Annotated in this window: 17 protein-coding genes and 1 tRNA gene; 3 read left to right on the plus strand and 15 right to left on the minus strand. The window is 69.0% G+C overall.

Annotated features, from left to right (window positions below; translation table 11 throughout):
- Positions 1-85 precede the first annotated feature (85 nt).
- Positions 86-949 (plus strand): Yip1 family protein, encoded by an 864-nt coding sequence (locus tag ABZ281_RS16525; protein WP_356656096.1) that lies wholly within the window; start codon positions 86-88, stop codon positions 947-949.
- Between the two features lie 87 nt (positions 950-1,036).
- Here ABZ281_RS16525 and ABZ281_RS16530 read toward each other — a convergent pair whose 3' ends face one another.
- Positions 1,037-1,534, minus strand: a complete 498-nt coding sequence (locus ABZ281_RS16530) for a phosphoribosyltransferase (protein ID WP_356656098.1) — start codon at positions 1,532-1,534, stop codon at positions 1,037-1,039.
- A 26-nt stretch (positions 1,535-1,560) separates the two neighbouring features.
- The gene (gene dcd / locus ABZ281_RS16535) at positions 1,561-2,136 is read right to left on the minus strand and encodes a dCTP deaminase (RefSeq protein WP_030846430.1); all 576 of its coding nucleotides are present in this window, start codon (positions 2,134-2,136) and stop codon (positions 1,561-1,563) included.
- Positions 2,137-2,703: 567 nt separating this feature from the next.
- Between dcd and ABZ281_RS16540 the strand changes: the two genes are divergently transcribed.
- Positions 2,704-2,777, plus strand: a tRNA-Gly gene (locus ABZ281_RS16540).
- A gap of 79 nt (positions 2,778-2,856) precedes the next feature.
- Here the strand turns inward: ABZ281_RS16540 and ABZ281_RS16545 are convergent.
- From ABZ281_RS16545 to ABZ281_RS16605, 13 genes are all read right to left on the minus strand, one after another.
- Positions 2,857-4,023 (minus strand): tyrosine-type recombinase/integrase, encoded by a 1,167-nt coding sequence (locus tag ABZ281_RS16545; protein WP_356656074.1) that lies wholly within the window; start codon positions 4,021-4,023, stop codon positions 2,857-2,859.
- Complete coding sequence (locus ABZ281_RS16550; protein ID WP_356656076.1) at positions 4,023-4,235, minus strand: excisionase family DNA-binding protein; 213 nt, start codon at positions 4,233-4,235, stop codon at positions 4,023-4,025. The genes ABZ281_RS16545 and ABZ281_RS16550 overlap by 1 nt, the downstream gene beginning before the upstream one ends.
- On the minus strand, positions 4,232-5,533 hold the full coding sequence (locus ABZ281_RS16555) for a replication initiator (RefSeq protein WP_356656078.1): 1,302 nt from the start codon (positions 5,531-5,533) through the stop codon (positions 4,232-4,234). The genes ABZ281_RS16550 and ABZ281_RS16555 overlap by 4 nt, the downstream gene beginning before the upstream one ends.
- A gap of 130 nt (positions 5,534-5,663) precedes the next feature.
- Entirely contained in the window at positions 5,664-5,921 is a 258-nt protein-coding gene (locus ABZ281_RS16560; protein WP_356656080.1) for a SpdD protein, read from the minus strand.
- Between the two features lie 26 nt (positions 5,922-5,947).
- Positions 5,948-6,142: a hypothetical protein gene (locus ABZ281_RS16565; RefSeq protein WP_030901895.1), complete on the minus strand. Its 195-nt coding sequence runs from the start codon at positions 6,140-6,142 to the stop codon at positions 5,948-5,950.
- Between the two features lie 9 nt (positions 6,143-6,151).
- Complete coding sequence (locus tag ABZ281_RS16570) at positions 6,152-6,343, minus strand: mobile element transfer protein (protein ID WP_356656082.1); 192 nt, start codon at positions 6,341-6,343, stop codon at positions 6,152-6,154.
- Positions 6,343-6,534, minus strand: a complete 192-nt coding sequence (locus tag ABZ281_RS16575) for a hypothetical protein (RefSeq protein WP_104783024.1) — start codon at positions 6,532-6,534, stop codon at positions 6,343-6,345. Before ABZ281_RS16575 ends, ABZ281_RS16570 begins: the two co-directional genes overlap by 1 nt.
- A gap of 18 nt (positions 6,535-6,552) precedes the next feature.
- Entirely contained in the window at positions 6,553-7,209 is a 657-nt protein-coding gene (locus ABZ281_RS16580; protein ID WP_356656084.1) for a DUF2637 domain-containing protein, read from the minus strand.
- An 80-nt stretch (positions 7,210-7,289) separates the two neighbouring features.
- Positions 7,290-8,663 carry an FtsK/SpoIIIE domain-containing protein gene (locus ABZ281_RS16585; protein WP_356656086.1) on the minus strand — a complete coding sequence of 458 codons (1,374 nt, stop codon included), beginning with the start codon at positions 8,661-8,663 and terminating at the stop codon, positions 7,290-7,292.
- Positions 8,664-8,668: 5 nt separating this feature from the next.
- A complete protein-coding gene (locus ABZ281_RS16590) occupies positions 8,669-9,019 on the minus strand; it encodes a hypothetical protein (protein WP_037765211.1) in 351 nt (116 codons plus the stop codon).
- A 134-nt stretch (positions 9,020-9,153) separates the two neighbouring features.
- Positions 9,154-9,882, minus strand: coding sequence for a GntR family transcriptional regulator (locus ABZ281_RS16595; RefSeq protein WP_356656088.1), 729 nt, complete (start codon positions 9,880-9,882; stop codon positions 9,154-9,156).
- Between the two features lie 86 nt (positions 9,883-9,968).
- Positions 9,969-10,409: an ATP-binding protein gene (locus ABZ281_RS16600; RefSeq protein ID WP_356656090.1), complete on the minus strand. Its 441-nt coding sequence runs from the start codon at positions 10,407-10,409 to the stop codon at positions 9,969-9,971.
- A gap of 275 nt (positions 10,410-10,684) precedes the next feature.
- Positions 10,685-11,425 carry a GntR family transcriptional regulator gene (locus ABZ281_RS16605; RefSeq protein WP_356656092.1) on the minus strand — a complete coding sequence of 247 codons (741 nt, stop codon included), beginning with the start codon at positions 11,423-11,425 and terminating at the stop codon, positions 10,685-10,687.
- A 144-nt stretch (positions 11,426-11,569) separates the two neighbouring features.
- Between ABZ281_RS16605 and ABZ281_RS16610 the strand changes: the two genes are divergently transcribed.
- Complete coding sequence (locus tag ABZ281_RS16610; RefSeq protein ID WP_356656094.1) at positions 11,570-12,667, plus strand: DUF1152 domain-containing protein; 1,098 nt, start codon at positions 11,570-11,572, stop codon at positions 12,665-12,667.
- Positions 12,668-12,782: the final 115 nt, after the last annotated feature.

Here is a 12,782-nt window from a genome sequence, read left to right on the forward strand (position 1 = left end):
GCGTGGCGACGCCCTGCATGGTGTAGTTCTCGCCGGGGAACGGCGGAGTCACCTTCACCGTGTGCCCGCTCATCGAAGCGTACGAATTCAGCAGCAGACGCCGCAGGGGCCGTCGTACGGCTCCCCGCCGGCGCCGCAGCCGTACCCGCAGCCGCAGCCGCAGCCGTACGGCAACGGCGGCGGCCCCTCGTGGCCGCAGCCGAACGCCGGGCACGGCGGCTACGGCGGCCAGGGCGAGCCGGAGTACTTCGGCGACGGCGCGTACCCGCCCGGCCCGCAGGGCCCGCACGACCCGTACGCGGCGAACAACCCGGGCCACACCCAGGCCTTCTCGGTCGGCGAGGACCCCTACACGCAGGGCGACACCTACCGCGCCGGCGCCGCGGCCCCGCCGCCCGGCCCGGTCGGCCCGCGCCTGCACTGGAAGCCCCTGCTGCGGGGGATCGTCCTCGCCCCCAACCAGACCTTCCTCCAGATGCGGGACTACTCGATGTGGGGCCCGGCCCTCATCGTCACGTTCCTCTACGGCCTGCTCGCTGTCTTCGGCTTCGACGGCGCCCGCAAGGATGCGATAAACGCCACACTGTCGAACGCGGTGCCGATCGTCCTGACGACGGCCGTCGCGATGGTGCTGAGCGCGTTCGTCCTGGGCGTGGTCACCCACACGCTGGCCCGCCAGCTCGGCGGCGACGGCGCCTGGCAGCCCACGGTCGGCCTGTCCATGCTGATCATGTCCCTCACGGACGCGCCCCGCCTGGTCTTCGCGATGTTCGCGGGCGGCGACGCGACGTTCGTCCAGCTCCTGGGCTGGGCCACCTGGATCGCGGGCGGCGCCCTGCTGACCCTCATGGTCAGCCGCTCCCACGACCTGCCCTGGCCCAAGGCGCTGGGCGCGTCCGCGATCCAGCTGATCGCACTGCTGTCGATCGTGAAGCTCGGCACGGTCTGATTTTTCGCGGGTACGAGAAAGAGGGGCTCCCCGCCGGGGAGCCCCTCTTTCTCGTTCTGATCCCGTCTCTTGTTCTGATCCCGCTGGTCAGGCGTCGAGCACCTGGCCGGCCCGCCGCACCACGGGCGGTTCGACACTCCACGGGAAGTTGATCCAGTCGTCGGTGCGCTTCCACACGTACTCGCACTTCACGAGCGACTGGGACTTCTCGTAGACGACGGCGCTGCGCACCTCGGCGACGGTGTCGAGGCAGAAGTCGCGCACCAGCTTGAGCGTCTTGCCGGTGTCGGCGACGTCGTCGGTGATCAGCACCTTCTTCTGCGAGAAGTCGATCACGTTGGGGACGGGCGCGAGCATGACCGGCATCTCGAGGGTCGTCCCCACACCGGTGTAGAACTCCACGTTGACCAGGTGGAGGTTCTTGCAGTCGAGGGCGTAGGCGAGCCCGCCGGCCACGAAGACGCCGCCGCGGGCGATGCTGAGGACTATGTCGGGCTCGTAGCCGTCGTCGGCGATGGCCTGGGCGAGCTCGCGCACGGCGACGCCGAACCTCTCGTAGGTCAGGTTCTCCCGTACGTCGCTCATGTCCGGGTCGCTCACACCTGGTTCGCTCACACCTGGGTCCGATGGAAGTTGAGGAAGGACCGGGAGGCGGTCGGCCCGCGCTGGCCCTGGTACCGGGACCCGTACCGCTCGCTGCCGTACGGGAAGTCGGCGGGCGAGCTGAGCTTGAACATGCACAGCTGACCGATCTTCATACCCGGCCAGAGCTTGATGGGCAGGGTGGCGAGATTGGACAGCTCCAGGGTCACGTGACCGCTGAAGCCGGGGTCGATGAACCCGGCGGTGGAGTGCGTCACCAGCCCCAGGCGCCCCAGCGAGCTCTTGCCTTCCAGCCGGGAGGCGAGATCGTCGGGCAGGGTGATGACCTCGTACGTGCTGGCGAGGACGAACTCCCCGGGGTGCAGGATGAACGGCTCGTCCCCCTCCGGCTCCACGAGTCGGGTCAGGTCGGCCTGCTCGATGGCGGGGTCGATGTGGGGGTACCGGTGATTCTCGAACACCCGGAAGTAGCGGTCGAGGCGTACGTCGATGCTCGACGGCTGCACCATCGATTCGTCGTACGGGTCGATCCGCACCCGCCCTGCATCGATCTCGGCCCGGATGTCTTTGTCTGAGAGAAGCACGCCCCGAGGATACGCAAGGCGCGCGGAGCGACCACAACCGGACGTCTCCGCGCGCCTTGTGCCTGTTGCCTACTGCTTGTCCGTTACCGCAACGGCCGTGCTGCCACTGCAACCGCGCCCACTGCGGCTACCGCCGCTACCGCTTCTGATAGCTGACGGGCACCACGCTCCGGAGCCGCGCACATCGCGGGCACCGAAGCAGCCGCCCGGGGCCGAGCCGCTCGGCCTGCTGCATCGGGAACGAAGCGGTGCTGAACACGTGCCCATCGGCACAACGGACGACGGTGCGCTCCATCAAGTCCAAGAGTCCCTTCCCCAAGAGCCGCGTCTGGCTGCTGCTTGCCTGACGACAAAAGCCACAGTACGGGATCAAAGGGACGGCCCTCCAAGCGGCACTCCGGTCCCGCCCGGGCCCTCTTTCGCCCCTCCACCGTACGCCCCAACTCCGTTTCCTCGCAGCCGCATCCCATCCCTGAAACGCCCTCAGGCCCCGCGGCGCAAACGCCGGAGGCCTGACATGAGGTAGAGTGAGCGAGCATTCGGCACCGACTCCGGTCGGCGTCTTACGCGGGTGTAGTTTAATGGTAGAACATCAGCTTCCCAAGCTGAGAGCGCGAGTTCGATTCTCGTCACCCGCTCCATGCGAAACCCCCAGGTCAGAGACCCGGGGGTTCTTTGTTGTCTAGACCGGTGAGCCGGTCGCGCACCATAACCGCACCATTAGCTCTCGGCGGCCTCCTCGCTGTGGTGCACGGGGTCGTCCGTGTGGCACTTCGCACGCTCGGCGCGCACCAGGTCGTCGAGCCCGGCAGCCACCTCCCGCTGCCGCTCCTCGTCGGAGTGCTGGTAGATCAGCGCGGCTTTCTCGGAGGACTGCCCGGCACGGACCATCGTGTCCTTGAGGGTGGCGCCCGAGCGGGTCGAGAGCGTGTGGCCGGTATGACGGAGGTCGTAGAACCGGAAGCCGTCCGGGAGGCCGACGACCGCGCGAGCCCGACGCCACTTCCGACCGAAGGAGGTACGCCGGAAAGGCGCGCCCTTCTCCCCTACGAAGACCAGACCATCCGGCCCCTTCTCGGCGTACCAAGCAAGGTGCCGCTTCACCTCCTTGTGCAGGAAGGCCGGGAGGACGACCGTGCGAACGCCCGCATCGGACTTGGTCTCGCCGGGAGCGCGTCTGCCGTTCGTCCGCTCAGGCTCGGCCACGCGGACACGGATGACGAGGTTGTCCAGGTCGACGTCTCGGCGGCGAAGGCCGGCCAACTCCTCCGGTCGCATCGGACCGTACGCGCCCAGGTAGACCATGAGGCGCCAGCGGATGCCGATCGCGTCGGCGAGGGCGTCGACCTGGGCGACAGTGGCGATACGACGTTCGGCGGCTGACTCCTTGCCCGCGCCCTTGATGCGGCACGGATTGCGGCTGATCAGGTCGTCGTCCACGGCCGTCTCCAGGATGGCCTTGAGGAGGCGGTACGCCTTGGCTACGGCTGTCCTTGCCCCGGTGGTGCGGAGTCGCTCCGCTCGCCACTCGCGGACACGGGGAGCGGTGATCTCGTCCAGGTCGAACGTGCCGAAGGTCGGGAGGATGTACAGACGCAGGAGATGCTTGTACAGGTCGTCGGTCCGAACGGACAGCTCCCGCTCTTCGACCCACTTCTCGGCGTACACGCGGAAGTTGACGGCTCCGGCATCAGGGGCGCGCCAGTCCCCGCGGCTGAGGTCGGCCTCTACCTGGGAGAGCCAGATCTCGGCGTCCTTCTTGGTGTCGAAGGTCTCCTCCGCGCGAATGCGCTCACCGTTGGGCCCGAGGTATGACGCGGTCCAGCGTCCGGACCTGTACTGCCGCACCGCACCAAAGCGGCGACGCCTGCCCTTCTTGTTTGCCATCAGGCAGCCCTCCGAAGTGCGGCGCGACGAGGCCTGATCGGCTCGACGGTCCTGGACCGAACGAACTCCTCGATGGCGCTCTCCGGGATGCGCACATGTCGGCCGACCTTCATGTACCGGATGCGCCGCTCCTCGATCAGCCGCCGGGGGAAGCGGGGAGTCGTGCCGAGCAACTCGGCGACCTGGTCGACGGACAGGTAGCGGTCGTTCATGTAGTGGGCTCTCCTTCCGTTCCGGGGGCGGGTTCGAGGGATGCGGCCAGCCATTGCTCACCGGTGCTGAGGCCGGTTCCGGCGAAGACCCAGTGGGCGAGGACGAGCGTGGTTTCGCCGTCCTGGGGAGCGGCCGTGGGGGCTTGGGTGCGGCGCCATTCGGCGCGGGCGTCGCGGAGGGCGCCGAGGGTGGTGGAGTAGCGGCGGGATTTGGTGGAGAAGTGGCCGCGGAATCCGAGCATGTGGGCCCAGGCGCGCAGGCGGAGGTGTTCGAGGTCCTTGCGTGCGCCGAGGGTCCAAGCCGTGCGGATCATGTGCCGGGCGTGGTCGGTGATCCGGGCCTGTGCCAGTTCGGCGAGGAAGCGGATCGGCCGGTCCAGGGTGCCGGTCGCTGTCTCGGCGCCTTTGGTCGCGTACTTGGCGATGTACGCGGCGACGGCCCGGTCGGTCAGTTCCTGGCCGCCGTCGAAGTCGGGGGAGCGGATGGTGCGCACATCGAGTTGGCGGCCGAAGGTGAAGGTGTGGGTGCGGCCGTCGACTTGCGGTCCGTTGACGCGGGTGGCGGTGGCTGCGGCTTGGATGGCGTCGGTCAGCAGTTCGGCGGACGCCCAGGCCGGAGGAGCCGTGTCGCCGCCCTCCGGGCCGTCGAGGCGGATGACTGCGTGGAAGTGGACGGCGCCCCGCTTCTGGTACTCGGCGACCTTGGCGAAGGAGACGCGTGCGTGATGCCGAAACGCGCGCTGGGTGAGGCCGGCGCGCTTGGCGATCTCACGGCGCAGGTAGATCGAGAAGCGTCGCCAGAGGGCTCCGGCGTAGGCGTTCCAGAGGACAGCCGCTTCGTAGTCGTACGCGTCCGGGTCGAGGGGCGTACCGAGGGCCGGGTCTGTGTCTTCATGCCGGGCGCCGCAGCGGCAGGGTCGCCCGCTGGAGGGGCGGTTGTGGACGGGGCCGAAGCTCGGTGCGGTGAGGGTGGCGAAGACGCGTGGGTGTGTGCCGACCTGTTCGGCGGTGCCCTTGCCGCCGCGGAGTCCGGCGGTGATCAGGTGGAAGGTGTCTCGGCGGTAGACCTCCGCGCAGGCCGCGCAGCGGGTGGCACGGCGGTTGTTGCAGCGGACGAGGAGACTTCCGGCGGGCAGGGAGGACGAGTCGAGGTGGTTCAGGACGCGCCCGATCTCTCCGGTCGTCGAGTCGACGGCGTACTCGGTGCGGTGGCCGTCGAGGCGCACAGGGTTGGTGCAGCCGCCCAGGCCGGAGAGTTGGCGGGCCAGCTCGGGCATGGTGCCGAGGGAGGCCAGCATGGAGAGTTCCGCCAGCGGGGGCGGAGTCTTCCGGGTGATGATGGGTCTTCCTTTCGACTGTTTCGGCGGTTGGGAGGAGCGGCCCCGGGGCGGCGGGATGCTTGGCGGCGTTTGCCGCCCCGGCGGCCGGTCAGCGCCTGTTGGCGCCGGTGACGAAGGAGCGCAGGACCACGGCGGCGATAGCCACGGACACGGCCGAGACGGCGACCGCCGCCAGGAGCGCGGTGAGGACGACGCCGACGACGACCACGGCGGCCACCGCACCGGCGCCGACCCCCACGAACGGGGCGACCGAGCGGCCGGCGAAGGGAGCCGGGGCGCGGTCCTGCGGGATGTGGGTGGTGATGCTCGGGACGTGCGGGGTGTCGGGCAGCTTGGGGCGGAACATCGCGGGACTCCTTGTCAGTCGGGGTGTCATTCGCGGGTGCCGTTGACGACGTCGACCCCGGAGCGGGTGCCGGACTCGATGGCCGGGGCGAGGATGGTGTGCGAGAGCCAGAAGCCGAACAGCGCGATCACGACGGCGACCCAGAGGCGGATGCCGAGAAACTTGATCGCGGCCCAGGCGATGACGCCCAGGACGAAGACGAGCGGCAGCGAGACGGTCACGGGAACTCCTCAGCGGACGCGGCAGCGGTGAGTGCGCGCGGCCAGCTCGGCGGCGGCGCGGCTGTCGTAGTCGGTGGCGAAGCCGCAGCGCGGAGCCGTGCAGGCGGCGGAGTGCTTCTCGCGGCCCCGGCTGTCGTAGTAGGTGCCGACCTGGACGGGGCCGATGCGGACGACGCGGCGGAAACGGCGGTTGGCGGACATCAGGGCATCTCCTTGTCGGTCTCGCCGGTGAAGTCGGTGACGTGGTCGGCCAGCCAGCGCAAGATCTCGTCGCCCTCGTAGCTGTCGGCGGCGAGGATCACCGGTTCGGCGATCAGCACGGCTTCGGTCAGTCGGTTCTGTCGGGTCAGCTCGGCGGCGCGCTTCAGCGCGCGGAGCGTGGACGGGCGCAAGGGGGAGATTCCTCCGGGTCAGGTGAGTTGGGTGGTGATGGCTTCGGCGAGCGGCATGGGCACACCGAGCCGGGCGCGAAGGGTCGAGGTGTCGATGTCGGTTCCGGTCCGGGCGCGGTGTTCGTTGGCGACCTTGCGGGCGAGAGTGACGAGCGCGGGCGGTACCGAGGACGGAGGCGGTGAAACCGACTCCGATGCGGCGGACGGTAGTTCGGGCGCAACTGTGGGTGGCTCGACGTCTGCGGCCGTCGGTTCCGGCGCCTGTGCCGTCGAAGGTGGTTCCGGTGCGGTCACCGGGTCCGCGCTGGGACTCGTTGCTCCGTGAGCGAGCAGCGTGCCGCCGAGGAAGGCGACCGCGGGCCAGCCGGCGACGAGGATGCGGAGCCAAGCCGGTACGTCCTCCAGGTCGAGCAGACCGGCGGTGGCGACATTGGCGCCGAGGGACGCCGTCAGTGCGACCAGGAACCAGCACCACCCGGCCGTCTTCGACTCACCGGAGCGCAGGCGCCGCCAGGCCGCCACCAACAGCAGGTCGACGGAGACCGGATAGGCCCACGCCTTCCAGCCGTCCTGTCCGGCAGCGAGCGCCAGGTCATGCAGGTGAGCGAAGGACAGCGCGGCGGCGATCACCGCTTGAACGAGCACGGCGTCCACGCGGACGGGCAAGGCGCGCACGGCAACTCCTTCCAGTTCCGGGCATGGGCGGGGTAGGGACTTGGCGCGGGACGGCCGCGCCGACCGTGGGAGCGGGTCGGTTACTCGGTGATCGGCCGAGGAGTGGCCAGAGGGCCGGACCCCTTCACCGGCACGGGAGGGACGTGGGGCCGGAACGGCGCGAGCGCCGGAACGTCCGGGGCCAGGTGCGCCGTCTCGCGGCAGGTGGCCGCAGCGTCAGCGAGGGACAGGTACGGGGTACGGATGCGGGACCAGCCGCCGGACGTGTCGCCGACAACGGCGAGGCCGGGCAACTCGGCAGCGATGGCGCAGGAGGCCAGGACAGCCTCAGGGGCGATGTCACCGAGCGCCATCTTCGCGGACGCTTCGTCATTCACCCGATGGCACACCCGGCCGGTGAGCTGAGCCCGGAGCATGGTCGCTCCCTTGCCCAGCTCGGCCCCGAAGCGCTGCCCGCACACCTCCAGATAGATGCCGGCCGCACGGCCGAGCTGAGCGAGCCGGATGAGCTGAGTGACCATCTCGTCCCGTCGCTCCTCCTCCTTCCTCGTGGCGACGAGGAAGAGTTCCGCCACTTCGTCGACGAACAGCACGATGGGAGCCGGGCGTTCGTCCTTCGGCAGGCCCCAGACGTCCGAGGTGATCAGCTCATCCGGGGTACCAGGGGCGACGCCCTGCCGCGCCTTGATCAGGTCATATCGGTCCTCCATTTCCTTGACGAGCACGGGCAGCAGCTCAGCCGCCTGCTCCGGGTCGGTCGCCAGCGCAGAGAGCCGGAGAGCGAACGGCGCCAGCTCCACACCGCGCTTGCAGTCGATCCCGACCAGGACCACCGGCTGAGCGGCAAGCCCGGCAAGCAGGTTCCGCAGGAACATGGACTTGCCGGACAGCGTGGCGCCAAGCACGAGTTCGTGGGGTACGGCCCGGTAGTCCCGCACGAAGGCGGTCGCGTCCTCGCGCAGAGCCACCGGCACGCGGAGCGGACCGGCGCCGGTCCGGCGAGGCATCCGCACCTTGCGCAGAACGTCGAAGCCGACGAGCCGCAGTTCCACGACACCGGGCTTGACGTCCCTCACGTACACGGCGTGAACACCCCAGGCATGCCGGAGCCGTTCGGCCGAGGCCGCCACGTCCGCCGGTTCCTGGCCCGGAGCCAGCCGCAGCCGGAGTCGCAGACCGGTCGAGGTGGGCCGGATCATGCCCCGACGAGGAGGCACCGGCCGGACCTCACGGCGAGTCGTGGCCTTGACTGCCAGGGCCCGCCACCGGGGCGGCTCGACCGTCAGGCCGCACGCGTCCATGGTGGACGTGTACGAGGCCAGCAGCCGGACCACCGAGACCGGCAGCCCGACCGTGGACCAGTACGCGGCCGGATGGGCATGCCGGGCATAGGCCGCGCCGCCTATCGCAGCGAGCGACCCGCCCAGCTCGGCCCACGTCACCAGGTCGGTCACGACGATCAGCCCGCCTGCTCCATCGGGAAGGCGCCGGGAGCAACAGCGGTCGCCCGGTAGGCGATGCCGTGCCGCTGCTGCCCGTTGAAGACGCTCTCCCACGGCCGGGCGATGAGCCCCGGCAGCGAGACCGGGGCCCCGACGGTCAGACCGTCCGTCACACCGCTCTCGGGGACGGTGACCTGGATCAGCGACGACTCGCCCTCGTCGATGTAGACGACGCCGACCGTCATGAGCGCCTCACCGCTCACGGCGTCCTTGGCGATCTCACCGGTCTGCCGGTCGCGCACCTTCGGCGCCGGAGCTTCGGTGAGCAGGATCGTGGCGGCCGAGGCGTCAATACGGATCACACGCACAGATTTCTCCTCCTGAATCGATCAACCCGCCACCTGACAGGTTGACTTAGCAAGTTCGACGCTAGGGATGCCAAGTTGACTTGTCAAGTGCGAATCAGAGTGAGGTGCGGCGGCGAACTTGTCTCGACCTGGGCTCAGTTCAGCCGGTAGGTGTCTTCGAGTTCCTGCCGGTCGGCGGGGAGCAGCACGTCGGAGACTTGCAGCGCCTGCCCGGAAGCGTCACACGCGACGACCAGGACACCGAGGACCGGAACACCCTCGGGGAGATCCAGAAGCTCAGCTTCAGCGCGCTCGGGCAGACGGGCCGAAACCCGTTCCGTGACATGGTCGAAGCGAACCCTCTTACGCGTCTCCAGGTGCGCGCGGGTGCCACCCGCCAGCACATCGGCGCGCTCCAGGTCCGTGCCCTCGACCAGGCCGGCGGGGAAGTAGGACGACACCAGCTCCACCGGTTCGCCGTCCTCCTCCACCAGGAACCGGCGCATGAGAATCTTGGCCCGCTTGGGCAACCCGAGGGCGGAGGCGACACGCACCGGAACGGGGACGTAGCCGACCTCGACCAACCGCCCCGCCGCTTGCGACTCGTCGCGCGTCAGCGCCTCACTCCCCCGGCGGTCCTTCTGCTCGACGACAGCCGGACGACCGCGCACGATAGTGCCGTACCCCTGCCGGGACTCCACCCAGCCGTCACGCTTCAGCAGCTCCAGCGCCCGGACGACGGTCGGCCGGGACATCCCGAAGGCCTGCACCAGTTGGTTCTCACTGGGCACCCTCGTGCCGGGCGGATACGTGCCATCCTCGATGCGGCGCTGGATCGTCTGCGCGAGGCGCACGTACTTCGGTGGCTCCACTTCATACGCCATGAACGCCGCCCGTCGAGATTGGCCAAGTCAACTGGTCAACCAGACTAGCGAATCTTCGATTGTCAAAGTAGAAGCGGAGCGAACTCTTACCTTCCGGGCCAGGCATCGGCCACTACAAAGGAGACGACGGTTCCGCCGAAGTGGCTCGGTGCCGCGTGCCACGACTCGGCCAGCGAATCAACCAGGAGCAGCCCACGCCCGTGGGCATCGTCGGCGTCGGGGTGCCTCAACCGCACGTTCGCCGGAAAGCCGGGGTTGTGCACGTCGACCCGGAGCGAAGTCCCCTCACGGAACCACTCGACCCGCACGAGCCAGGGTTCGTCCGACCGGCCGTAAGCGATGGCGTTGGTCACCAGCTCCGAGATCATCAGCGCACAGTCATCGACGGAGCAGGCCGGGTTGTAGGGGGCGATGAACTTGCGGAACCAGCGCCGAGCCCGTGACACAGACTCAGCGACAGGGTGCAAGGTCATCGCACCGAGACGCGGTGACTCCTCAGACGGGTAGCGGTCGATCATGTAGGCCATGGGTGCTCACTTCCTGCCGCTGCCGTCGCAGTCGAGGCAGCGCCGCTTTGATGTGGCACGGGTGCGGTCGGCGGCTGTGGCAAGCGCCAGGGTCGTTCGTGAGCCGACGCGCTTCCAGCCGCGCCCCCGGCAACCCCGGCAAGGTAAGTGCGTGCCCTGATCCGGCCGCTGACTCGTCACACCGCGCCTCCTCCCAGTGAAGTGGCCTTAGCCACTTTCTGGATAGTGGCATTAGCCACTTGGGTGACGCAAGCGATTCGCCGTAACTGGCCCCCTCAGGTGAGGGGGTAGCCCTGCTCGAACGCCCAGCGATGCGGCGGGTAGGTGGCCTCAGCGAACTCCAACGGCCGGTCCTGGAGGTCGAAGACAACGTGGTGGACGATCAGGACGGCGGAGTCCGCGGCAAGTTGAAGGTCCTCGGCCTCTTCCTCCGTGGCCGCACGCGCGCACATGCGATCTTCCGCGTAACTCCCCTGCCGTCCGGTCATGTTCTCGACGTACAGCAGCGTCCCCTCCTGAATCCGCTCCGGCTCCAGAAGCTTCGGCGCACGCTGACCGACATCCGGAGCGAACCACGAGGTGGACAGCGTGATCGGCCCGTCCTGGTTGTTGGTCACCCGCCGCCGATGCACCGCCCGACGGTCCTTAACCAGGCCCAGGGCCTCAGCGACGTGGTCCGGCGCCTCCAGCCAACCGGCAGAGGTGATCGCGGCGTACTCGCCGGGCGTGTAGATCTTCCCGGTCTGCCGAGCGCGCCCGTACAACTCACGAGCCCGCCGGTTGACTTCGAGGCTCCGAACGTACGTGCCCGACCCCTGACGCTTCTCGACGAGCCCTTGATGGCTCAGCGCTTCCAACGACCGTGCGGCCGTGGGCCGGGAGACCCTCCAGTCCGCCGCCAACTGCCGTTCGGACGGCACCTCGTCACCCGGTCGCAGGTCACCCCGAAGAATCTGATCACGGATGTAGTGCGCGATCTGGAGATACTTCGGCTGAGCCTCCTCGATCTGCGGCATCAGTCCTCCTCACCCAAGGCGAGCCCCAGGCGAGTAAGCGGGCACCCCGCTACCGAGCTGAGGCCTGCTTCTCGATACAAGTGGCTATGGCCTCTAGCCACTATAGGGTGAGTGGTCAACCCCCAACCCCGTAGGCTGAAGCCCATGACGCGGTTGATCGTCGCAGCAGGAGGAGGGGGCGACGCAGTCGCCGCCGCAATGATTCACACCGCCCTCTACGGCGACGAGGACCAGGCGGTGATCCTCACGTACGCGTGGGACCGCCTCCTTATCGACCCGGTTCCGGGTCCCCGAGGACCGGACAACTTCACCGGCCTCCATCCCCTCACTCCGACAGTCTGGGCCGTGCCAGCCGAGGCCCGCCCGGTCGCTCCGGCAGGCTCGACTCTCCCTCGGCTTGCAGCAGAGCTCCGGCACACGTTCGCGCTGATCGATCCGCGCCACGGGGTCGAGGGAGTCACCCGCCAACTCGAAGAGCTCGTAGACCATTTGTCACCGGGCTCGATCGATCTCCTAGACGTAGGTGGCGACATCCTCGCCCGCGGCGATGAACCGACGCTGAAGAGCCCGCTTGCCGATGCCGTCACGCTCGCCGCGTGCGGTCAGGTGAACGCTCCTATCCGCCTCCTGGTAGCGGGCCCCGGCCTCGATGGCGAACTCCCTCTCGACGAACTGCGCGGCATGCTCGGCCCGCTTCTCCACACCCTCGCCGCGAAGGACACCGAGCCGATCAGCTCGGTCCTGGAATGGCACCCCTCCGAGGCAACCGGGATGCTCGCAGCGACAGCCCGAGGCGTACGCGGCACCTGCGAGATGCGAGACGCCGGCCTCCCGGTCCCACTCACCGACGAAGGACCGACGGTCCATGAGGTCGACCTGGACGAGGCGCTGACCCGCAACCAGTTGGCCCGCGCCATCCTGACGACCGCCACCCTGGACGAGGTCGAGGCACACAGCCGCGAAATCTGCGGCTACTCGGAAATCGACTACGAGCGCAACAAGGCCGCATGGCTCAAGGACCAGCCACCGGCACAGCTCGACCCAGAGGTCGTACTGTCCCAGCTCGACCAGTTCGAAGCCGAGGCCCACAGCCGCGGAGTCACCCACACGACGTTCCGCCGCATCACCGAGGCCCTGAACCTGAACGGCTCCTTGCGCGAGGACCTGCGCCAGCTGCTCATCAACAGCCGTCCGGAGCAGTACGACGGTCCCCTGTGGCGCTTCACAACCGCTACTGAGTAACAACCTTCTTCACGGGTTCAAGGCGGCTCGCTCCGCTCCCCGCGCGCGGCCCGGCCCCCCGCCCGGCCAGCGCGCGTGTGTCCCCCCCCCTCCCGCCCCGCCGGCGCCCGTGCCG

This window comes from Streptomyces sp. NPDC006265, from assembly GCF_040613555.1.
In the GTDB taxonomy this organism is placed as follows: Bacteria; Actinomycetota; Actinomycetes; order Streptomycetales; family Streptomycetaceae; genus Streptomyces.